At 65.1% G+C, this 21,779-nt stretch carries 16 protein-coding genes; 11 read left to right on the top strand and 5 right to left on the bottom strand.

Annotated features, from left to right (window positions below; all coding sequences use genetic code 11):
- Positions 1 to 35 precede the first annotated feature (35 nt).
- Positions 36 to 1,964 carry a transglycosylase SLT domain-containing protein gene (locus tag AABM56_RS17290; RefSeq protein WP_347883546.1) on the bottom strand — a complete coding sequence of 643 codons (1,929 nt, stop codon included), beginning with the start codon at positions 1,962 to 1,964 and terminating at the stop codon, positions 36 to 38.
- Between the two features lie 220 nt (positions 1,965 to 2,184).
- On the opposite strand from AABM56_RS17290, the gene AABM56_RS17285 reads away from it, so the two are divergent.
- The gene (locus AABM56_RS17285) at positions 2,185 to 4,101 is read left to right on the top strand and encodes an ATP-binding cassette domain-containing protein (RefSeq protein WP_133862803.1); all 1,917 of its coding nucleotides are present in this window, start codon (positions 2,185 to 2,187) and stop codon (positions 4,099 to 4,101) included.
- A 207-nt stretch (positions 4,102 to 4,308) separates the two neighbouring features.
- Here AABM56_RS17285 and AABM56_RS17280 read toward each other — a convergent pair whose 3' ends face one another.
- Complete coding sequence (locus AABM56_RS17280) at positions 4,309 to 4,749, bottom strand: universal stress protein (RefSeq protein ID WP_007162381.1); 441 nt, start codon at positions 4,747 to 4,749, stop codon at positions 4,309 to 4,311.
- A gap of 415 nt (positions 4,750 to 5,164) precedes the next feature.
- Here AABM56_RS17280 and fadB point away from each other — a divergent pair, with 415 nt between their 5' ends.
- From fadB to AABM56_RS17250, 6 genes are all read left to right on the top strand, one after another.
- Complete coding sequence (gene fadB, locus AABM56_RS17275; RefSeq protein WP_263259541.1) at positions 5,165 to 7,312, top strand: fatty acid oxidation complex subunit alpha FadB; 2,148 nt, start codon at positions 5,165 to 5,167, stop codon at positions 7,310 to 7,312.
- Between the two features lie 15 nt (positions 7,313 to 7,327).
- The gene (gene fadA / locus AABM56_RS17270; protein ID WP_133862801.1) at positions 7,328 to 8,506 is read left to right on the top strand and encodes an acetyl-CoA C-acyltransferase FadA; all 1,179 of its coding nucleotides are present in this window, start codon (positions 7,328 to 7,330) and stop codon (positions 8,504 to 8,506) included.
- Between the two features lie 72 nt (positions 8,507 to 8,578).
- Positions 8,579 to 8,830 carry a DUF1653 domain-containing protein gene (locus tag AABM56_RS17265; RefSeq protein ID WP_178083935.1) on the top strand — a complete coding sequence of 84 codons (252 nt, stop codon included), beginning with the start codon at positions 8,579 to 8,581 and terminating at the stop codon, positions 8,828 to 8,830.
- Positions 8,831 to 8,979: 149 nt separating this feature from the next.
- Positions 8,980 to 11,586 carry a type I DNA topoisomerase gene (topA, locus tag AABM56_RS17260; protein WP_133862800.1) on the top strand — a complete coding sequence of 869 codons (2,607 nt, stop codon included), beginning with the start codon at positions 8,980 to 8,982 and terminating at the stop codon, positions 11,584 to 11,586.
- A gap of 58 nt (positions 11,587 to 11,644) precedes the next feature.
- Positions 11,645 to 12,163, top strand: coding sequence for a DUF6586 family protein (locus AABM56_RS17255; protein WP_133862799.1), 519 nt, complete (start codon positions 11,645 to 11,647; stop codon positions 12,161 to 12,163).
- A 130-nt stretch (positions 12,164 to 12,293) separates the two neighbouring features.
- Positions 12,294 to 12,530 carry a hypothetical protein gene (locus tag AABM56_RS17250; RefSeq protein ID WP_007162387.1) on the top strand — a complete coding sequence of 79 codons (237 nt, stop codon included), beginning with the start codon at positions 12,294 to 12,296 and terminating at the stop codon, positions 12,528 to 12,530.
- Between the two features lie 63 nt (positions 12,531 to 12,593).
- Here AABM56_RS17250 and sulA read toward each other — a convergent pair whose 3' ends face one another.
- Together sulA and lexA are read right to left on the bottom strand one after the other, a co-directional pair.
- Positions 12,594 to 13,094, bottom strand: a complete 501-nt coding sequence (gene sulA / locus AABM56_RS17245; protein WP_133862798.1) for an SOS-induced cell division inhibitor SulA — start codon at positions 13,092 to 13,094, stop codon at positions 12,594 to 12,596.
- A 181-nt stretch (positions 13,095 to 13,275) separates the two neighbouring features.
- A complete protein-coding gene (gene lexA / locus AABM56_RS17240) occupies positions 13,276 to 13,887 on the bottom strand; it encodes a transcriptional repressor LexA (RefSeq protein WP_133862797.1) in 612 nt (203 codons plus the stop codon).
- A gap of 236 nt (positions 13,888 to 14,123) precedes the next feature.
- Here lexA and AABM56_RS17235 point away from each other — a divergent pair, with 236 nt between their 5' ends.
- The 3 genes from AABM56_RS17235 (at position 14,124) to AABM56_RS17225 (ending at position 16,659) form a co-directional block, all read left to right on the top strand.
- Entirely contained in the window at positions 14,124 to 14,834 is a 711-nt protein-coding gene (locus AABM56_RS17235; RefSeq protein WP_133862796.1) for a TetR/AcrR family transcriptional regulator, read from the top strand.
- An 80-nt stretch (positions 14,835 to 14,914) separates the two neighbouring features.
- Complete coding sequence (gene nagZ, locus AABM56_RS17230) at positions 14,915 to 15,907, top strand: beta-N-acetylhexosaminidase (RefSeq protein WP_347883545.1); 993 nt, start codon at positions 14,915 to 14,917, stop codon at positions 15,905 to 15,907.
- A gap of 11 nt (positions 15,908 to 15,918) precedes the next feature.
- Positions 15,919 to 16,659 (top strand): S-methyl-5'-thioinosine phosphorylase, encoded by a 741-nt coding sequence (locus tag AABM56_RS17225; RefSeq protein ID WP_133862794.1) that lies wholly within the window; start codon positions 15,919 to 15,921, stop codon positions 16,657 to 16,659.
- A 46-nt stretch (positions 16,660 to 16,705) separates the two neighbouring features.
- On the opposite strand, the gene mfd is transcribed toward AABM56_RS17225, so the two are convergent.
- Positions 16,706 to 20,155 (bottom strand): transcription-repair coupling factor, encoded by a 3,450-nt coding sequence (gene mfd, locus AABM56_RS17220; protein ID WP_133862793.1) that lies wholly within the window; start codon positions 20,153 to 20,155, stop codon positions 16,706 to 16,708.
- A gap of 154 nt (positions 20,156 to 20,309) precedes the next feature.
- Between mfd and AABM56_RS17215 the strand changes: the two genes are divergently transcribed.
- Positions 20,310 to 21,752 (top strand): glyceraldehyde-3-phosphate dehydrogenase, encoded by a 1,443-nt coding sequence (locus AABM56_RS17215; protein ID WP_158894588.1) that lies wholly within the window; start codon positions 20,310 to 20,312, stop codon positions 21,750 to 21,752.
- The last annotated feature ends 27 nt before the right edge of the window (positions 21,753 to 21,779 follow it).

Below are 21,779 nucleotides of genomic sequence, written 5' to 3'. Positions count from 1 at the left end.
CCGCTGCGGTGGTATCAGGACGGGCCGGCGAGCGTTCAGGTCTCGTCGAAGAATCGCTCGTTCCAGTCGACCAGGGGTTGCGGCGCATTGAGCTTCTGGCCGTAGATCACTGCGTAGGCCAGCACGTTCTGCACGTATTGCCGCGTCTCATCGAAGGGAATGGTTTCCACCCAGACGTCGAAGGCCAGGTGGCGAGCGCCCGTCAGCCAGCGCTTCACCCGCCCCGGGCCGGCGTTGTAGGCCGCCGAGGCCAATACCCGGTTGCCGTTGAACTGGGCATGGACCATCGACAGATAGGCGGTGCCCAGCTGGATGTTCTTTTCCGGGGTCAGCGCCTGCTGTGGCGAGGCCAGGGGAATGGCGAACTTGCTGGCGGTATGACTGGCGGTGGCCGGCATCAGCTGCATCAGGCCCATGGCGCCCACGCCGGAGCGCGCATCGGCCATGAAGCCGCTTTCCTGGCGGGTGATGGCGAACACCCAGCTGCTGTGCAGACCGCGGGTCTGGGCCTCGCGCACGAAGCTTTCGCGATAGGCGATGGGGAAACGGATGTCCAGGTCGTCCCAGTACTTGGCCAGGCTGATGGTGCGGATCGCCGGGAAATACCACTGCATGTCATAGGCCATGCGCGCCTGGGCCACCAGTTCGTCGCGGTTGAAGTGGCGGCTGACATAGAACCACTCGCGGCGGGCGTTGATCGGTTCGCCGCGGGCGATGAATTCCAGGGCGCGCTGCACGCCAGGGGTATTGCGCACCTTGCGTTTGAGGGCGTCGCTGAGCATCAGCGGCTTGTTGTTGAGCTGATAGGGCGCCTTGCTGCGGTCGGCGGCAAGGAAGCCGTAGTAGTCGCGCTCGCGACTGACCTCGGCGTATTCACGCAGCACCGCCGGACTCTGTGGCTGCATCAGCTCCAGGGTGCGGGCCCGCCAGTATTCCCAGCGATTGGCCTTGGCCAGACTCGGCGGAAAGCGTTCGATCAGGGCGTGGGCATCGCTCCAGCGACCCAGCCGCAGCAGCAGCCGGGCACGCCATTCGCTGACGTCGTCGTCCCGCAGTTCGGGGTCATAGCGCTCCATCAGCGGCAGGGCGCGCAGATCGAAATTCTTCGCCAGGGTCAGGCCGATCTGGCGGGCGATGGCGACCTTCTCGTCGCGGGTGAAGGGCATGCGCTGGCTGTAGACGTCGAGCAGGCCCATGGCCTGTTCCGGGTCCTGGCGCGCCAGCTTGCGCAGGCCCAGGCCGACCACGTCGGCGAGGCTCTCGCTGGCCGGGGCGAAGGCCTGGACATTGGCGATCTGCTGCGGCTTCTGGGCCACGTCGATCAGCCGCTGGGCCTGGCCGGACAGCGTCGGCAACTGGGCGGACAGGGTGCGCACCAGGCCGTACTCGCCCTTGTCGGCGGCCAGCTTGGCGCGTTCCCAGACCCGCTCCTCGGTGAGCTGGCCGCGCGCCGCCCAGGCCTGGAACAGGCCATCGCAGGTGGTCGGTTGGGCCTTGCCCACCAGCCAGTACTTCTCCGCCAGCTTGAAGCCCTCGCTGGCATTGCCCTGGGCGATCAGGTACTGGCCGTGCAGACAGTCCAGTTCGGTGAAGTTGAAGTCCGGCGAATAGTATTTCTCGAAGCGATTCCAGTCGCCGCGATCGGCCAGGCTGCGCAGCCAGCGCAGGCGCAGCCAGTTGGACTGCGGCAGATCGCCATGCTCGGCGAGAAAGCCCTCGATCTCGGCATCGCTGGCACCGGGGACGCGCTTGATCAGCTCGTCGTAGGCCAGATAGGGCTCCAGCGGATAGGTCCGCAATTCGCCGCGATTGGCCAGGTAGACGCTGGCATCACCGCGGTCCAGCGCCGCCTTGGCCTGGTCGTAGAGTTGCCGCTGCTGCTCCAGGGGAGCGGCTTGCGAGGTGGTGGAGCCGATCAGGGGAGCGAGGAGCAGGGGCAGGATGACGAACAGGCGACCGCGCATGGGAATTCCGTAAAAGCTGGATGCGGAGGGGGCGGCGCGCCAGGCTCAGGGCAGGCGGCCGACCGTCACGGGGCAGTCTAGCTTACGTGCCGGCGGCAGGTGGCGAAAGCGTCGGCCATGGCCTGCCGTCGGGCGGTCCGGGCGTTTCGCCGGCTCGCACCGACCGGCGCCGGGGCAGGCGTCTCTGCTAGACTGGCTGGCCTTTTTCGCGGAGAAACCCATGGCGCTGCTCAAGTTCACCAACGTATCCCTGGCCTTTGGCGTCACCCCCTTGCTGGACGGGGTGTCCTGGCAGATCGAACGGGGCGAGCGGGTATGCATCATCGGCCGCAACGGCACCGGCAAATCCAGCCTCCTGCGCATCGTCAAGGGCGAGCAGCAGGCCGACGACGGCGAGGTCTGGCGCGCCCCGGCGATCAAGATCGGCGAATTGCCGCAGGAATTGCCCCGCGCCGACGACCGCTCGGTGTTCGACGTGGTGGCCGCCGGCCTGGCCGGTGTCGGCGAATTGCTCGCCGAGTATCACCACCTCACCCAGGACACCAGCGGTGAACTGGACATGGAGCGGCTCATGCACGTCCAGCAGGAGCTGGAGGCCCGCGATGGCTGGCGCCTGCAGCAACTGGTGGACAGCACCCTGAGCCGGCTGCAGCTGCCGGCGGAAAAGACCCTCGCCGAACTCTCCGGCGGCTGGCGGCGGCGCGTGCTGCTGGCCCAGGCCCTGGTGGCCGAGCCGGATCTGCTGCTGCTCGACGAACCCACCAACCACCTGGACATTGGCGCCATCGCCTGGCTGGAAGACGCCTTGCGCGGCTATCCCGGCGCCGTGCTGTTCATCACCCACGACCGCGCCTTCCTCCAGGCCCTGGCCACCCGCATCCTCGAACTGGATCGCGGTAACCTGATCGACTGGCAGGGCGACTACGCCAGCTTTCTGGTGCACAAGGAGCAGCAACTGGCGGCGGAAGAGACCGCCAATGCCCTGTTCGACAAGCGCCTGGCCCAGGAAGAGGTGTGGATCCGTCAGGGCATCAAGGCCCGCCGTACCCGCAACGAAGGCCGTGTCCGCGCCCTCAAGGCCATGCGCAACGAGCGCAGCGAGCGCCGTGAGCGCCAGGGCAAGGCCAACCTCCTGCTGGAGACGGCCGACAAGTCCGGCAAGCAGGTCATCCTCGCCGAGCACATGAGCTATGCCCATCCCGGTGGCGAACCCCTGATCCGTGACCTGACCCTGCTGATCCAGCGCGGCGATCGCATCGGTCTGCTCGGTCCCAACGGCTCCGGCAAGACCACCCTGCTCAAGCTGCTGCTGGGTGACCTGCAGCCGACCACCGGCAAGATCCAGTACGGCACCAAGCTGGAGATCGCCTACTTCGACCAGCTGCGCCTGCAACTGGAGCCGGAAAAGACGGTGATCGACAACCTCGCCGAGGGTCGCGAATTCATCACCATCAACGGCCAGGATCGCCATGTGCTGAGCTACCTGGGCGACTTCCTGTTCAGCCCCCAGCGGGCCCGTACCCCGGTCAAGGCACTGTCCGGTGGCGAGCGCGCGCGCCTGCTGCTGGCCAAGTTGTTCAGCAAGCCGGCCAACCTGCTGGTGCTGGACGAACCGACCAACGACCTCGACGTCGAGACCCTGGAACTGCTCGAAGAAGTGCTGCTGAGTTTCGAGGGCACCGTGCTGATGGTCAGCCACGACCGGGCCTTCCTCGATAACGTGGTGACCAGCACCCTGGTGTTCGAGGGGGAAGGACGGGTACGGGAATACGTCGGTGGCTACCAGGACTGGCTGCGCCAGGGCGGCTCGCCGCGCCTGCTGGGCGTGCAGACCCGCGAGGACGGCAAGCCAGCGCCCGCAGCTGCCAAGACAGAGCCCGCGCCTGCGGTGGCCCCGGTGGCCGCTGCAGCCGCACCGGCCAGGCGCAAGCTCAGCTACAAGGAGCAGCGTGAGCTGGACGCCCTGCCGGGCGCCATCGAGACCGCGGAAATCGAACTGGAAGCCCTGCAGACCGCGATCGCCGATCCTGGCTTCTACCAGCTGCCGGGCGAAGTCACCCAGGCCAAGCTCGCCCGCATGGACGCGCTGCAGGCCGAGCTGGATCGGCTGATCGAGCGCTGGGCCGAACTGGAGTAATCCAGCCCGGCCACGGACGTGGAGCCCGTTCAAAGTCTCGCGAGCTAGAGCCAAACAAGGTCTAGGCGGCCCCACGAAAATGGCTGAGGAAGCGGATCGGACTCGTGCTCGAGTTTACGAGTGGTAAATGAGCATTCCGACCGGGCTGGCGACCTAGACCATTTTCAACGCCGTTTGGCCAACGCGCAGCAGACTTTGAACAGGCTCTTAGGCCTTGTCTTTCTTCAGGGCTACCGCAAGGGTATCGCAGGGCGCGCCGTGCAGCAGGTCGTTGGACGTCGAGCCCAGCAGCAGCGCCAGGCCGTGACGACCATGGCTGCCGACCACGATCAGGTCGCAGCCCTGCTCCTTGGCCATGCGATGGATCTCCTGGCGCGGCTGCCCATAGGCCAGCACGCAATTGCCAGCCAACTCGGCGTACTGGGTGGTGAAGCCATCCAGCCGCTCGCGCGCCTGCTCGATCTGCTGCTGCTGCAGCGAAGACAGATCCATGGGCACGTCACCGCCAAAGGCCATGGCCATGGGTTCGACCACGTGCACCAGCGACACCTTGCTGCCACAGCACTGACCCAGGGCCACGGCGCGACGGATCACCGGTTGGCAATCTTCGGTCAGGTCGACGGCAACCAATATGTGTTGGTAGGCCATACACATCTCTCCTTCATGATGGGGCGCCAGACCGTACCGTGGCTGGCGCTCGATTCGCAGGCTTCAGGTGCTGACCGGACAGAACCGACTGTCGCTCGGCAACTGTTCAGGCAGACGCTTGCCCACTTGTAGTTTCGACTCCAGGAGTCGGGGATAGCTCCACGGCTATCTTGCACAGAAGCGCGCCAAGCTCAAGCTCTCACCACTCGAACCCCCTACCACGCTTTCCCCGTGCGTCCCAATTGACAAGCGCCCGCTTTTGCCAGAAGGTTGTGCGAACCGTTCAAACGGTTGTATGAATTTTCGCCCCGGCCCGGCCGGTGCCCTCCACAGAACAATATCGGGGCTGGCGATTTTCGGCTTCCATCCGAAGCTGCCGCCCGCCTTGCGACCAGGACTCAAGGGAGACCCGCTGATGATTTTCGAAGGCAAAGCCCTTTCGGTGCGCGACGTGGAGGACGGCATCGCCGAACTTCGCTTCGACCTCCAAGGCGAATCGGTCAACAAGTTCAGCGCCATCACCCTGCGTGAATTCCGCCAGGCCGTGGATGCCCTGAAAGCCCACGCCGGCCTGCGCGGCGTCATCGTCACCAGCGGCAAGGACGTCTTCATCGTCGGCGCCGACATCACCGAATTCGTCGTGATGTTCGGTCGGCCGACCGAAGAGCTGCAGGCCGGCATCGCCGAGATCAACCGCATCTTCAACGACTTCGAAGACCTGCCGGTGCCCACCGTGGCCGCCGTAGGCGGCATCGCCCTGGGTGGTGGTTGCGAGATGACCCTGGCCGCCGACTATCGGGTGCTGAGCACCGCGGCACGCATCGGCCTGCCGGAAGTCAAACTGGGCATCTATCCGGGCTGGGGCGGCACCGTCCGCCTGCCACGCCTGATCGGCAGCGACAACGCCATCGAGTGGATCGCTTCCGGCAAGGAAAACGACGCCGCCACCGCTCTCAAGGTCGGCGTGGCCGATGCCGTGGTCGCCCCCGAGCACCTGTTCGATGCCGCCCTGGACCTGGTTCGCCGCGCTGCCGCCGGCGAGCTGGACTACCGTGCCAAGCGCAAGCCCAAGCTGGAAAAGCTGCAGCTCAATGCCATCGAGGCCATGATGGCCTTCGAATCGGCCAAGGGCTTCGTCGCGAGCCAGGCCGGTCCGCACTATCCGGCGCCGCTGGAAGCCATCAAGGCCATCCAGAAGTCCGCCAACTACGGCCGCGACAAGGCTCTGGAAGTCGAAGGCGCCGGTTTTGCCAAGATGGCCCAGACCTCGGTCTCCGCCAGCCTGGTCGGCCTGTTCCTCAATGACCAGGCGCTCAAGCGCAAGGCCAAGGTGCTGGAGAAACAGGCTGCGCCGGTCAGGCTGACCAGTGTGCTGGGCGCCGGCATCATGGGTGGCGGCATCGCCTACCAGTCCGCGCTCAAGGGCACCCCGATCCTGATGAAGGACATTCGCGACGAAGCCCTGGAGCTGGGGCTGAGCGAAGCCAGCAAGCTGCTCAACAAGCGCGTCGAGAAGGGGCGCCTGGAGCCAGCGAAGATGGCCGAGGCGCTCAATCGCATCCGGCCGACCCTGTCCTATGGCGATTTCAAGAGTGTCGACCTGGTGGTCGAGGCCGTGGTCGAGAATCCCAAGGTCAAGCAGGCCGTGCTGGCGGAAGTGGAGGGCCAGGTGCGCGAAGACGCCATCCTCACCTCCAACACCTCCACCATCTCCATCAGCCTGCTGGCCCAGGCGCTCAAGCGTCCGGAAAACTTCTGCGGCATGCACTTCTTCAACCCGGTGCACATGATGCCCCTGGTCGAGGTGATCCGTGGCGAGAAGACCAGCGAAAGGGCCATCGCCACCACCGTGGCCTATGCCCGCCAGATGGGCAAGAACCCCATCGTGGTCAACGACTGCCCCGGCTTCCTAGTCAACCGCATCCTCTTCCCGTACTTCGGCGGCTTCGCCGCGCTGCTGGCCCAGGGCGCCGATTTCCAGCGCGTCGACCGGCTGATGGAAAAATTCGGCTGGCCCATGGGCCCGGCCTACCTGATGGACGTGGTCGGCATGGACACCGCCCACCACGCCCGCGACGTCATGGCCGAGGGCTTCCCCGAGCGCATGAAGGAAAGCCGCAAGACCGCGGTGGACGCCCTTTACGAAGCCCAGCGCTTCGGCCAGAAGAACGGCAAGGGCTTCTATGTCTACGAGACCGACAAGAAGGGCAAGCCGAAGAAGGTCGCCGACCCGGCCGTGGCCGAGGTACTGGCACCGGTCACCTACGAGCAGCGTGAATTCACCGACGAGCAGATCGTCGAGCGGATGATGGTGCCGCTGTGCCTGGAAGCCGTGCGCTGCCTGGAAGACGGTATCGTCGACAGCGCCGCCGAGGCCGACATGGGCCTGATCTACGGCATCGGCTTCCCCCCCTTCCGGGGCGGTGCGCTGCGCTACATCGACAGCCTGGGCGTGGCCGAATTCGTCGCCATGGCCGACCAGTACGCCGACCTCGGGCCGCTGTACCACCCGACCCCCAAACTCCGCGAAATGGCCGCCGCTGGCCAACGCTTCTTCGGTTGAGCCTGGAGTAAAGAAATGAGTCTGAATCCGAGAGACGTCGTCATCGTCGACTTCGCCCGCACGCCCATGGGCCGTTCCAAGGGCGGCATGCACCGCAACACCCGCGCCGAGACCCTGTCCGCGCGCCTGATCGACGCGGTCCTCGACCGCAATCCCCAGGTCAATCCGGCCGAGGTGGAAGACGTGATCTGGGGCTGCGTCAACCAGACCCTGGAGCAGGGCTGGAACATCGCCCGCATGGCGTCGTTGCTGACCCGCATTCCCCACACCAGCGGCGCCCAGACGGTGAGCCGCCTGTGCGGCTCTTCCATGAGCGCCCTGCACACTGCCGCCCAGGCAATCCAGACCGGCAACGGCGACGTCTTCGTCGTCGGCGGCGTGGAGCACATGGGCCATGTCGGCATGATGCACGGCGTCGACCCGAACCCCCAGCTGTCGCTGCACGCCGCCAAGGCCTCCGGCATGATGGGCCTGACCGCCGAAATGCTGGGCAAGATGCACGGCATCACCCGCGAGGCCCAGGACCAGTTCGGCTACCGCTCGCACCAGCTGGCCTGGAAGGCCACCCAGGAAGGCAAGTTCAAGGACGAGATCATTCCCCTGGAAGGTCACGACGAGAACGGCTTCCTCAAGGTCTTCAGCCAGGACGAGACCATCCGTCCGGAAACCACCCTCGAAGGCCTGGCGGCCCTGAAGCCGGCGTTCAACCCCAAGGGTGGTACCGTGACCGCCGGCACTTCCTCGCAGATCACCGACGGCGCTTCCTGCATGCTGGTCATGTCGGCCCAACGCGCCCAGGACCTGGGCCTGCAGCCGCTGGCCAGGATTCGCTCCATGGCCGTCGCCGGCGTGGATCCGGCGATCATGGGCTACGGTCCGGTCCCGGCTTCCCAGAAGGCTCTCAAACGCGCCGGCCTGACCATCGCCGACATCGATTTCATCGAGCTCAACGAAGCCTTCGCCGCCCAGGCCCTGCCGGTGCTCAAGGACCTCAAGGTGCTCGACAAGATGGAGGAAAAGGTCAATCTGCACGGGGGCGCCATCGCCCTGGGTCATCCCTTCGGTTGCTCTGGCGCCAGAATTTCAGGCACGCTGTTAAATGTCATGAAACAGAATGACGGCACCTTCGGCCTGGCCACCATGTGTGTGGGTCTCGGCCAGGGCATCACCACGGTGTTCGAACGCCTGCGCTGATCCGCCGCAGCGTGCGTCATCCGACCGGGGCGCCCCCAGGGCTGCCCCGGTTTTCTTTTTTCGAGGTGGAACATGGCATTGCAGACGGGACTCTACCGGCACTACAAAGGTCAGCAGTATCGGGTGCTGGGTCTGGCCCGGCATTCCGAGACCGAGGAAGAGCTGGTCATCTATCAGGCGTTGTATGGTGAATATGGTCTCTGGGCGCGTCCCCTGAGCATGTTTCGCCAGAGCGTCCAGGTGGATGGCGAGCAGGTGCCGCGCTTCGCGCTGATCAGCGTCGAAGCCGATCCCTTGGGTCTGGATGCCACGCCGCAGCCTTGACCTTGCCGACATCGCCACTATATATAGCGGTGCCGCGTTGGCCGACCGCCCCCGGCGCACCAGACTGAAATCGGTCTGGTCCTCCATCCGCCGTTCCGGCGCTCGCCTTTCGCTCGCTTACCGCCTTCAAGCAGGAATCTGACTCTCCCATGGGTAAATCGCTGGTCATCGTGGAATCCCCGGCCAAGGCCAAGACCATCAACAAGTACCTGGGTAACCAGTACGTGGTGAAGTCGAGCATCGGCCATATCCGCGACCTTCCCACCAGCGGCGCCGGCACCGCCAAGGAGCCCGCCGCCAAGACGCGCAAGACCGCCGCCGAGGCGCCTGCGCTGTCACCCAAGGAAAAGGCCCGGCGTCAGCTGTTCGCCCGCATGGGTGTCGATCCGGAGCATGGCTGGAAGGCGCACTACGAGATCCTCCCCGGCAAGGAAAAGGTGATCGAGGAACTGCGCCGCCTGGCCAAGGACGCTGACACCGTCTATCTCGCAACCGACTTGGACCGCGAAGGGGAGGCCATCGCCTGGCACCTGCGGGAAGCCATCGGCGGCGACGACTCGCGCTACAAGCGCGTGGTCTTCAACGAAATCACCAAGAAGGCCATCCAGGAAGCCTTCTCCCGGCCCGGCGAACTGGACATCAATCGCGTCAACGCCCAGCAGGCGCGCCGCTTCCTTGACCGCGTGGTCGGCTATATGGTCTCGCCGCTGCTGTGGTCGAAGATTGCCCGCGGCCTGTCCGCCGGTCGGGTGCAGTCCGTCGCGGTCAAGCTGGTGGTGGAGCGTGAGCGCGAGATCCGCGCCTTCGTCCCCGAGGAATACTGGGAAATCCACGCCGACCTGGCCACGCCGAAAAAGGCCCAGGTGCGCTTCGAAGTGGTGCGCGAGAAGGGTGAAGCCTTCAAGCCGCTGAACGAAGCCCAGGCCAGGGCCGCCCTGACCAAGCTGGAGAAGGCTGCCTATCGCATCGCCAAGCGCGAAGACAAGCCGACCAGCAGCCGGCCCTCGGCACCCTTCATCACCTCCACCCTGCAGCAGGCCGCGAGCAATCGCCTGGGCTTCGGGGTGAAGAAGACCATGATGATGGCCCAGCGTCTCTATGAGGCCGGCTACATCACCTACATGCGTACCGACTCGACCAACCTGTCGGGCGATGCCATCGCCATGGCCCGCGGTTACATCGAGAGCGAATTCGGCAAGCAGTACCTGCCGGAAAAAGCCAATGTCTACGGCAGCCGCGAAGGCGCCCAGGAAGCGCACGAGGCCATCCGCCCATCCGACATTAACGTCAAGCCCAACAGCCTGTCGGGCATGGAGCGTGATGCCGAGCGTCTGTACGAACTGATCTGGCGCCAGTTCCTGGCCTGCCAGATGCCCCCAGCCGAATACCTGTCCACCACCGTGACTGCCGCGGCGGGTGACTTCGAGCTGCGTGCCCGTGGCCGCATCCTCAAGTTCGACGGCTATACCCGGGTCCTGCCGCAGCAGAGCAAGCCGGGCGACGATGACGTCTTGCCCGAGATGAAGCAGGGCGAGGACCTCGGCCTGGTCAAGCTCGATCCGAGCCAGCACTTCACCAAGCCGCCGGCCCGCTTCTCCGAAGCCAGCCTGGTCAAGGAGCTGGAGAAGCGCGGTATCGGCCGGCCGTCGACCTATGCCGCCATCATTTCCACCATCCAGGATCGCGGCTACGTGACGGTGCACAATCGCCGGTTCTATGCCGAGAAGATGGGCGACATCGTTACCGACCGGTTGAACGAAAGCTTCGCCAACCTGATGGACTTCAGCTTCACCGCCAACATGGAAGGCAATCTGGACAACGTCGCCCAGGGCGAACGGGACTGGAAGAATCTGCTCGACGAATTCTATGGGGATTTCAAGCAGAAGCTGGAATACGCCGAAGCGGGCGAGAAGGGCATGCGCGCCAATCAGCCGACCCTGACGGACATTCCCTGCCAGCTCTGCGGCCGGCCAATGATGATCCGTACCGCCTCCACTGGCGTCTTCCTGGGCTGCTCCGGTTACGCCCTGCCGCCCAAGGAACGCTGCAAGGCCACCATCAACCTGGTGCCCGGCGACGAGATCGCCGAAGACGACGAGGGCGAATCCGAATCTCTGGTCCTGCGTGGCAAGCATCGCTGCCCCATCTGCAGCACCGCGATGGATGCCTATCTGATCGACGAGCATCGCAAGCTGCACGTCTGCGGCAACAACCCGGATTGCCCGGGCTACGAGATCGAGGAAGGCAGCTATCGCATCAAGGGCTACGAAGGCCCGTCGCTGGAATGCGACAAGTGCGGCAGCGAGATGCAGCTCAAGACCGGCCGCTTCGGCAAGTTCTTCGGCTGTACCAACCCGGCCTGCAAGAACACCCGCAAGCTGCTCAAGAACGGTGAGCCGGCTCCGCCGAAGATGGACGCCGTACCCATGCCGGAGCTGCGTTGCGAAAAGGTCGACGACACCTATGTGTTGCGTGATGGCGCTTCGGGTCTGTTCCTGGCCGCCAGCGGCTTCCCGAAGAATCGCGAAACCCGTGCGCCGTTGGTCAGCGAATTGCTGCCCCATCGCGACGAGATCGATCCCAAGTACCATTATCTGCTCAGTGCTCCGGTGAAGGATGGCGAGGGTCGCCCGGCGGTGATCCGCTTCAGCCGCAAGACCAAGGAGCAGTACGTGCAGACCGAGGTCGAGGGCAAGCCCACCGGCTGGAAGGCGTTCTACGACGGCAAGAAGTGGCAGGTGGAAGAGAAGCGCTAGGGCCTCTGGCTTCGGCGCGAGACAGGCGGTCGGCGTGAGCCGGCCCGAGGAGAAGGGCATGGCCAACGAGCGTTACACCCGCACCAACCAGAAGCTCTATTTCGCCGGTCTGGCGCTGGACAGCTGGCGCTCGGCTCAGGCGGCACCTTCCGCGCAAAGCCAGGGCCGCATCATGGCCGAGCGCGAGGCCTGCCTGTTTCATCTGCATGGCGCCCTGCTGGGCCTCTGTCAGGAAGTGGCTGGTTTCTACCGTCATCCCACCATGGAGGCCACATCGCTCGCCATCCTGCTCTCACCCGAAGCCTTGAACGAAGCGCCCAGTCCGGAAATGGGTGAGCTGGTGGAGCTGGCTGGCAATTCGGAGACCTGGCTGGCACGGCTGATCGCCGAATACCAGCGGCTGCTGCAGCCGCCCCAGGCGCCACGACGGCCCAAGCAGGACCCGACGCTGGCCCTGATCGAGGCGGTCAGCCTGGAACCGGCCGAGCCGGAGCTGGGTCTTGAAGAAGTGGAAGCCTGGCGCGAATGCCTCAAGCAAACGGCGCTCAGATTCCGCGGTGCCATGACCGAGTGGTAGACCCGTTCCATTGGCAACTCATCCAAGGCCGTCAGGATGCTGGCCTTGCAGACCGTCGAAAAAGGCTCAGGCAAGTCGGCCTCTCAGACCCCACGCTGTTACACTATCCGCTTAGCTGTGGAGATACTGAATGACTACTGCCTACCTGGAAATCGTTGAACTCTCTGATGGTCGCATCGTGTTGCGCCGTGCGGACGACGAGGAAGCCCTCGTTACCCTTGAGTTTTCCAGCGATGCCAAGGATTTCCTGCATGGACAGCAGATAGAGGTGGCCAAGGCCATGTTCAACCTGGGCGTGCAGATGGCGGGTCGCCTGGCGGAAGGCGACAGTCTTCAGCGTGACGATCAACCCCGCGTCCTGCACTGACTCTCCGCCTGATCCGGCATTCCTCGCGGGAATGCCGCCGCTACATCCCTTTCTGCCTGCTGCCTATGCGAATCTGACGTTCAGACTCTGGCTGTTGCCCTGGGCCGCGGCGCGCGCCAGTTGCTGCTTGCCCGCATCGCTCAGGTCGTGCAGCCAGCTGATCACCGTATGACTCTGTCCCTTGCGCAACACCTCGCAGGCCAGTTGCAGGGTCTTGGCCGCGCTCGGCGTCTGCAGCAGCAGCACGCGCTCCGGATTCAGATGGGTACTGCGCAGCCAGGCGTTGCTGAGCAGCGACGGTGGCGTGACCAGGGTCAGCCAGCGGGCATCATCCTTGTCGCTCAGCTGGCGCAGGATGGGGGCCAGCAATTGCAGGCACTGCTCCTGGCTACCGTGCAGGGACATCTCGCTGAAAGTGTCCGGCAGCGGGGCGACCGGCAGCTCTCGTGCCGGCCTGCCGGGCTTGGGCAGAAAGGCGGTCAGCTCCTGCAGCAGGAGCTCGGGTGCCAGATCCAGCTCTTGAACGGACGAGCGCGGTGCATCGAACATCAGGGGAAATTGCATGGCGACCTCCTGGAGGCGACTCGATCAAATCCACTTGAGGTCATGTACCACGGATACATGACGTCACTGTGCTCAGCCTGGTCTTGAGCGCTTTCCGGAGCGCAAACAGATACCCCCGATCAAGACTTCGGCGTAAGGCAAAAGGCGTGATTAAGGCTGGCCCGAGGGCCAGCCTTAGACGTTAGCGGCGGATGACGCCAACGCTTAACCCTTCGATGGCGAATTCCTGGGTGGAAAGATCGACTTCGATAGGGGCGAACTCGGGATTCTCTGCCAGCAGGGTGACCTGATTGCCCGAGCGTTTGAATCTCTTCACGGTAACCTCGTCGCCCACCCGGGCCACGACAATCTGGCCGTTGTGCACCTCACGGGTCACATGGACGGCCAGGAGGTCGCCATCAAGGATGCCGACGTCTCTCATGCTCATGCCCTTGACCTTGAGCAGGTAGTCGGCACGTGGCTGGAAGAAAGCCGGATTGATGGCGCAGTTCTCTTCGACGTTCTGTTCGGCCAGGATGGGCGCGCCCGCAGCAACCCGACCGATAACCGGCAGGCTCTCGTCGGCTTTGCGCGTGGCATCCAGACCCGGAATGCGGATACCCCGAGAGGCGCCCGGCGTCATCTCGATGGCGCCCTTGCGTGCCAGGGCCTTGAGGTGCTCCTCGGCCGCGTTCGGCGATTTGAAACCAAGCTCCTGCGCGATCTCCGCGCGGGTAGGCGGAAAGCCATTGGCTTCGAGGCAACGCTTGATGAAGGCCAGGATCTCGGCTTGTCGCGGTGTCAGTTTCAGCATGATGCACGTCGCGTCGTCTAATGATGCTGTGATTATATACAGTAACTCCGGGTGCTAGGCAAGGCCGCTGCCCCTGGCTTCGGACGACAGGCCGAATTCACTGTAGATAGCGTTCAAATGACGGAATGACGTGCCTTCCGGGGCTTCGCATGGCTGTTCGCAGACCAGCCCGCGATTGACTTCGGTAGCGTTTGAAACATATGTTTCAAACGGAAATTCATCTATCGGGGAAGGTCATGGCGCAGTCGGATACCGTTGAACGCATTCTGGATGCGGCCGAGCAGCTGTTCGCCGAGCGCGGCTTTGCCGAAACCTCGTTGCGACTCATCACCACGCGAGCTGGGGTCAACCTGGCCGCGGTCAACTATCACTTCGGCTCGAAGAAGGCCCTGATCCAGGCGGTGTTCTCGCGCTTCCTCGATCCCTTCTGTTTCAACCTGGAGCGGGACCTCGATCAGTGGCAGCCGAAGCATGGCGAGGACGTGAGCCTGGAGGCGCTGTTGAATCTGCTGGTGGATCACTCCCTGGCCATCAAGCCGCGGCATGGCAATGACCTCTCGGTATTCATGCGTCTGCTGGGCCTGGCCTTCAGCCAGAGCCAGGGCCACCTGCGCAAGTACCTGGAACAGACCTACGGCCGCGCCTTCCGCCGCTTCCTGCTGCTGGTGAATCGAGCCGTGCCCGAGATCCCGCCGCTGGAGCTGTTCTGGCGCGCCCACTTCATGCTGGGCGCGGCGGTGTTCAGCATGTCCGGCATCAAGGCGCTGCGGGCGATCGGCGAAAACGATTTCGGCGTCGATACCCATACCGATCAGGTACTGCGACTCATGGTGCCCTTCCTCGCCAGCGGAATGCGCGCCCCCACGGCGATGCACGCGCCGGAGCTGGCTCAGGCGCAGTATCGGCCACGGCGGCCGGTGGTCGCGGAGACGGCCGAGAGCTACTAGGCTGCGAGGCCGGCGGTGCCTGGGGTAAGCTTGCGTCCCTTTCACGGCGCCGTGCGCCGGAGCATTCGGACGAGGTACCCATGCAAGGCTCTCTGATGGTCGATATCGCTGGCACCTGGCTCACCGCCGAGGATCGCCAGCTGCTGCGCCAGCCGGAGGTGGGCGGGCTGATCCTGTTCGCCCGCAACATCGAAACCCCGGGGCAGGTACGGGAACTGTGCCGTGCCATTCGCGCGGTGCGGCCGGAGCTGTTGCTGGCCGTGGACCAGGAAGGCGGTCGCGTGCAGCGCCTGCGCCGCGACGTGGTGCGGTTGCCGGCCATGGGGCAGCTGGGCGGGCGCGCGGACAGCGCGGAACTGGCCCGCCTCTGCGGCTGGCTGATGGCGACCGAGATCCTGGCAGTGGGGCTGGACTTCAGTTTCGCCCCGGTGCTGGACGTCGACCATGGGCGCAGCCAGGTCATCGGCGCCCGTTCCTTCGGCAGTACCAACCAGGTGATCGAGCTGGGCAGTGCCTTCATCGCGGGCATGGGCGACGCCGGTATGGCCGCCACCGGCAAGCACTTCCCCGGCCACGGCTGGGCCGAAGCCGACTCCCACTATGCCATTCCCACCGACGAGCGCGATCTGGACACCCTGTTGCGCACCGACCTGCGCCCGTTCCAGGCTCTCTTGCTGACCTTGGGTGCGGTGATGCCCGCTCACGTCATCTATCCTGCGGTGGATCCCCAGCCAGCCGGCTTTTCCCGCCGCTGGCTGCAGGACATCCTGCGCGGCGAGCTGGATTACCGTGGCGTAATCTTCAGCGACGACCTGTCGATGGCGGGTGCCCACGTCGCAGGCGATGCCGGCCAGCGCGTCGAGGCGGCGCTCACCGCCGGCTGCGACATGGGGCTGGTGTGCAATGACCGCGCAGCGGCCGAGCTGGCCCTGATCCGGGTGCAGCAGCTGGGCGTCTCGCCCGCGCCACGACTGGCCATCATGAGAGCCCGCCGCCTCGTCGATCTCGATTACCGCCAGCAACCGCAGTGGAGTCTTGCCCTGCGGCGGTTGCGCCAGGCTGAACTCATCTAAAGGACGTTTCCATGACTACCTACGCCATCATCGGCGGCACCGGTCTCACCGCGCTCGCCGGCCTGGAGCTGGACCAGGCCCAGACCTTCGCGACGCCCTGGGGTGTGCCCTCGGCGCCCGTGCAGCGCGGCCACTATGCCGGCCTACCGGTGCTGTTCCTGGCCCGCCATGGCCATCCGCACCGCATTCCGCCGCACCAGGTCAACTACCGCGCCAATCTCTGGGCACTCAAGGAAGCCGGCGCCGAGGCCATCGTCGCGGTGAATGCCGTGGGTGGCATCCATGCCGCCATGGGCAGCGGCCATCTGTGCGTGCCCCACCAGCTGGTGGACTACACCTGGGGGCGCGGCCATACCTTCTTCGAAGGCGCGGACCTTGCGCATGTCACCCACATCGACTTCAGCTTTCCCTACGACGAGTCCTTGCGCCAGCGGCTGCTGAATGCGCTGCGCAAGCTGCAGCTGCCGCACAGCGACCATGGCGTCTATGCCGCTACCCAGGGGCCACGCCTGGAGACGGCAGGAGAGATCGTCCGGCTGGAACGCGACGGCTGCGACATCGTCGGCATGACCGGGATGCCGGAAGCGGCCCTGGCGCGCGAACTGGGCCTGCCCTATGCCTGTCTGGCGCTGGTGGTGAATCCGGCGGCCGGTAAGGTGCAGCGGGAAATCACCATGGCCGAGATCGAAGCGGTCCTGGCCAGCGGCATCGACGAGGTGCGGCAGGTGCTGGCCGAGGTGCTGACGGGCTGATAGCGACCGAGCCGCTCCCGGGGATACCCGGCGAGCGGCTCTTCGATCAGCTGGCGGCGGGCGTCAGGCGATCGAACAGGGCTTCCAGGACGTTGAAGCGCTCTTCCGCCCGCTCCATCGGTACCTGGAATTTGAACAGGGTCGCGCCCTCCAGCCGATACTTCTTCGGCTGCGCCTGGATCATCTTCACCAGCACCAGTGGATCCACCTGGGTATCGGCGGCGAATTCCAGCCGCCCGCCCTGGGGGCCCGCATCCACCTTGACGATGCCCAGGCCTTCCGCGCGCAGCTTGAGCAGCGTCAGGCGCACCAGATTCTTGGTCGGTTCCGGCAGCAGTCCGAAGCGATCGATCATCTCCACCTGCAATTCCTTGAGCGCGTCTTCGTCCGCTGCCGAGGCGATGCGCTTGTAGAGGATCAGCCGTGCATGGACATCGGGCAGGTAGTCTTCCGGGATCAGCGCGGGGACGCGCATGTTGATGTCCGGACCGCCCCCCAGGGGCTTTTCTAGGTTGGGCTGCTCGCCTTTGCGGATGGCCTTGACCGCGCGCTCCAGCATTTCCATGTAGAGGGTGAAACCCACCGCCTGGATCTGTCCGCTCTGGCCTTCGCCGAGCAGCTCGCCGGCGCCACGGATTTCCAGGTCGTGGGTCGCCAGGATGAAGCCGGCCCCCAGGTCCTGGGCGCCGGCAATGGCTTCCAGGCGCTTTTCGGCATCCGGCGTCATGCCCTTGCGGGGCGGCGTGAGCAGGTAGGCGTAGGCCTGGTGGTGACTGCGCCCGACCCGGCCGCGCAGCTGGTGCAGCTGGGCCAGGCCGAACTTGTCGGCGCGCTCGATGATGATGGTGTTGGCATTGGGCACGTCGATGCCGGTCTCGATGATGGTCGAGGCCACCAGCACGTTGAATCTCTTGTGGTAGAAGTCGCTCATCACCTGTTCGAGATCGCGTTCGCGCATCTGCCCGTGGCCGATGCCGACGCGGGCCTCGGGCACCAGCTCGGCCAGTTCGCGGGCGCGCTTCTCGATGGTCTTGACCTCGTTGTGCAGGAAGTACACCTGGCCGCCGCGCAGGAGCTCGCGCAGCAGGGCTTCCTTGATCACCGCGTTCTGCTCCTCCATGACGAAGGTGCGCACTGAAAGCCGGCGGGCTGGGGGCGTGGCGATGATGGACAGGTCGCGCATGCCGGCCACGGCCATGTTCAGGGTGCGCGGAATCGGCGTGGCGGTGAGGGTGAGGATGTCCACCTCGCTGCGCAGCGACTTCAGCTGTTCCTTCTGACGCACCCCGAAGCGGTGCTCCTCGTCGATGATGGCCAGGCCCAGGTCCTTGAACTTCACATCGCCCTGCAGCAGCTTGTGGGTGCCGATGATGATGTCGATCTTGCCATCGGCCAGCTCCCGCGCGGCGGCGGCGACTTCCTGGGCCGACTTGAAGCGGCTCATCACCTCGACCCGTACCGGCCAGTCGGCGAAGCGGTCGCGGAAGCTGTTGTAGTGCTGCTGGGCGAGGAGGGTGGTGGGGACCAGCACCGCCACCTGGCGACCGCCGTGCACGGCGATGAAGGCTGCGCGCATGGCCACCTCGGTCTTGCCGAAGCCCACGTCGCCGCAGACCAGGCGATCCATGGGCGTGCCCGCCAGCATGTCCTTGTGCACCGCCTCGATGGCGGCCTGCTGGTCCGGCGTCTCCTCGAAGGGGAAGCCGGCGGAGAAGGTGGCGTAGTCGACGGCCGGGTCCCTGAAGGCATAGCCCTTGCGCGCGGCGCGGCGGGCATAGATGTCGAGCAGTTCGGCGGCCACGTCGCGCACCTGTTCGGCGGCCTTGCGCTTGGCCTTCTGCCAGGTCTCGGAACCCAGCTTGTGAAGCGGCGCGAGGGCATCGTCGGTGCCTGAATAGCGGGCGATCAGGTGCAGGCTGGCCACCGGCACATAGAGCTTGGCGTCGTCGGCGTATTCGAGCAGGAGGAATTCCTGGGGCTGGTCGTCCAGCTCCAGGGTGATCAGGCCCATGTAGCGGCCAACGCCATGGTCGATGTGCACTACCGGCGCGCCTTCGCGCAACTCGGTGAGATTCTTGATGACGTTCTCGCCGGCATCGCGACCCTTCTCGCGGCGGCGGCGCTGCATGATGCGCTGGCCGAACAGCGGATTTTCCGGAATCAGGGCGACGCCGGCGTCATCCAGCACCAGGCCCTCGTCCAGTGGCGCCAGGGCGATGGCGATGCGCTCGGCGCTGGCCTGGAAGGCCGCCCAGCCCTCGACCTGGCCGGGGCGCAGATTCAGGCGGGCCAGCAACTCCAGCAGCACTTCGCGGCGGCCGGCGCTTTCCGCGGTGAACAGCACCCGGCCGGGGAAGTCGGTGATGAAGTGCTCCAGGGCCGCCAGCGGCTGGCTGGCCTTGGCGTCGATGGCCAGGTCCGGCAGGGCGCGGGCGGCGAAGCGCTCACGGCCCACGCCGGATTCCAGGTCGTCCGCGCCAATGACCACCCGCGGCCAGTTCTTCAGGCGGGCGAAGCAGTCTTCCACCGGCAGGAAGACATCGGCCGGCGGCAGCAGCGGCCGCTCCGGATCGACCCGGCGGTCTTCGTAGCGATTGCGGACATCGGTCCAGAATTGCTCGGCGGCCTGCTCGATGCCGGGCAGGGAAAACACCTGGGTGTTGGCCGGCAGATAGTCGAAGAGGGTCGAGGTTTCATCGAAGAACAGCGGCAGGTAGTACTCGATGCCCGCCGGCGTGATGCCGCTGGCCAGGTCCTGGTAGATGGGACAGCGGCGATAGTCTACGTCGAAGCGCTCGCGGAATCGCGCGCGAAAGCCGGTCACGGCTTCTTTATGCAGCGGAAATTCCCGCGCCGGCAGCAGGCGGATGCTGTCGACCTTGTCGATGGATCGCTGCGTTTCCGGATCGAAGGTGCGCAGTGTCTCGATCTCGTCGTCGAACAGGTCGATGCGGTAGGGCAGGTTGCTGCCCATGGGGAAGAGGTCGATCAGGGCGCCACGCACGGCGAACTCGCCATGTTCGTACACCGTGTCCACATATCTATAGCCGGCTGCTTCCAGCCGTCCGCGGGTGGCTTCCACGTCCAGCCGCTGGCCGACGTCCAGCACCAGGCTGCTGCCGAGCAGGAAACGGGTGGGTGCCAGGCGGTGTAGGGCGGTCGCCAGAGGGACTACCAAAATACCGTGGGAGAGCTCCGGCAACCGATAAAGAGTCGCGACGCGCTGGGAGATGATGTCCTGATGCGGCGAGAAGACATCGTAGGGCAGCGTCTCCCAATCGGGAAAATTCAGCACCGGCAACTCGGGGGCGAAGAAGCGCAGTTCCTGCTCCAGGCGATCAGCGGTTTGGCTGTCCTGGGTGATCAGCAGGGTGAAGCGGCGAGTCGCGGCCTTGGCGGCTTCAGCGATGGCGAGGGCTAGCGCGGCGCCGGGCAGATTGCCCCACTGCTGGCGGCCGGCGGTTTCAGGAATTGACGGGGTACGCAAAACTGACACGCGGGCGGAACTCCGGTGGATTTCGGGAGGGTTGGGATTGTAACGACCGGCCTTTCGCGCTGTCAGTGCAGCGACGCGCGTCGATTGCCTGGGAGAGGCAGCGCGGTCATAATGTAGTTCCTTTTTTCAGCTCCTACATAGGGAAGGATTTGTCGTGAGTCAGAAGCCTGAGCAGTGCCTTGAAGAATGGATCGATCGCGAAGCGCTCGCCGAGGCCATGATTCCCCTGATTGGTCAGCTGTACCGTAACAACAATGTTGTGACCTCGATTTACGGTCGCGGTTTGGTCAACCGTTCGGTGATCTCCATTCTCAAGGCCCACCGGTTCGCCCGCCAGATCGACAACGTCGAGCTGTCCGTGCAGGACACCTACCCGCTGGTGAAGGCCCTGAGCGAGCTGGAACTGGGCGCCGCCTCCATCGACCTGGCCCGCCTGAGCCTGAAGTTCAAGGCCGAAGCCGCCGGGCGTGACCTCAAGGACTTCCTGCGCAGCGAGCTGTCCGCCGTGGTCGGCAAGCAGGGCGTCGAGCAGCGCAAGGGCAAGGACGTCGTGCTCTACGGCTTCGGTCGTATCGGCCGGCTGCTGGCGCGCATCCTCATCGAGCACCAGGGTAGCGGCGACGGCCTGCGCCTGCGCGCCATCGTCGTGCGCAAGGGCGCCGACAACGACCTGGTCAAGCGTGCCAGCCTGCTGCGTCGCGATTCCGTGCACGGTTCCTTCGACGGCACCATCACCGTCGACGAAGCCAACAGCACCCTGTGCGCCAACGGCACCCTGATCAAGGTGATCTACTCCAACGATCCCACCACTGTGGACTACACCGCGTACGGCATCCAGGATGCCATCGTGGTCGATAACACCGGCAGATGGCGCGATGCCGAAGGCCTGGGCCAGCACCTCAAGTGCAAGGGCGTCTCCCGCGTGGTGCTGACCGCACCCGGCAAGGGCAGCCTGAAGAACATCGTGCATGGCATCAACCATGACACCATCACCGCAGAAGACACCATCGTCACCGCGGCCTCCTGCACCACCAACGCCATTGTGCCGATCCTGAAGGCGGTCAACGACAAGTACGGCATCGTCAACGGTCACGTCGAGACCGTGCACTCGTACACCAACGACCAGAACCTGATCGACAACTTCCACAAGGGCGATCGCCGTGGCCGCAGCGCCGCGCTGAACATGGTGATCACCGAGACCGGCGCCGCCAAGGCCGTGGCCAAGGCCCTGCCGGAACTGGCTGGCAAGCTGACCGGCAACGCCATCCGCGTGCCGACGCCCAACGTTTCCATGGCGATCCTCAACCTGAACCTGGAAAACGGCACCAGCAAGGACGAGATCAACGAGTACCTGCGCGAAATGGCGCTGCACTCGCCGCTGCACAAGCAGATCGATTTCGTGAACTCGCCGGAAGTGGTCTCCAGCGACTTCGTCGGCTCCCGTCATGCGGGCGTGGTCGATGCCGGTGCCACCATCGTCAGCGACAACCGTGTCGTCCTCTATGTCTGGTACGACAACGAGTTCGGTTACAGCTGCCAGGTCGTGCGGGTACTGGAAGAGATGGCGGGGGTCAATCCGCCGGCCTTCCCGGCCTGAGTCTTGCGCGCTAGGCAAGGCTGACTT

The organism is Pseudomonas aestiva (assembly GCF_039908605.1).
Classification (GTDB): Bacteria; Pseudomonadota; Gammaproteobacteria; order Pseudomonadales; family Pseudomonadaceae; genus Chryseomonas; species Chryseomonas aestiva.
Note: the sequence above shows the minus strand (reverse complement) of the source record. Positions and strands in the feature narration are given on the sequence as shown.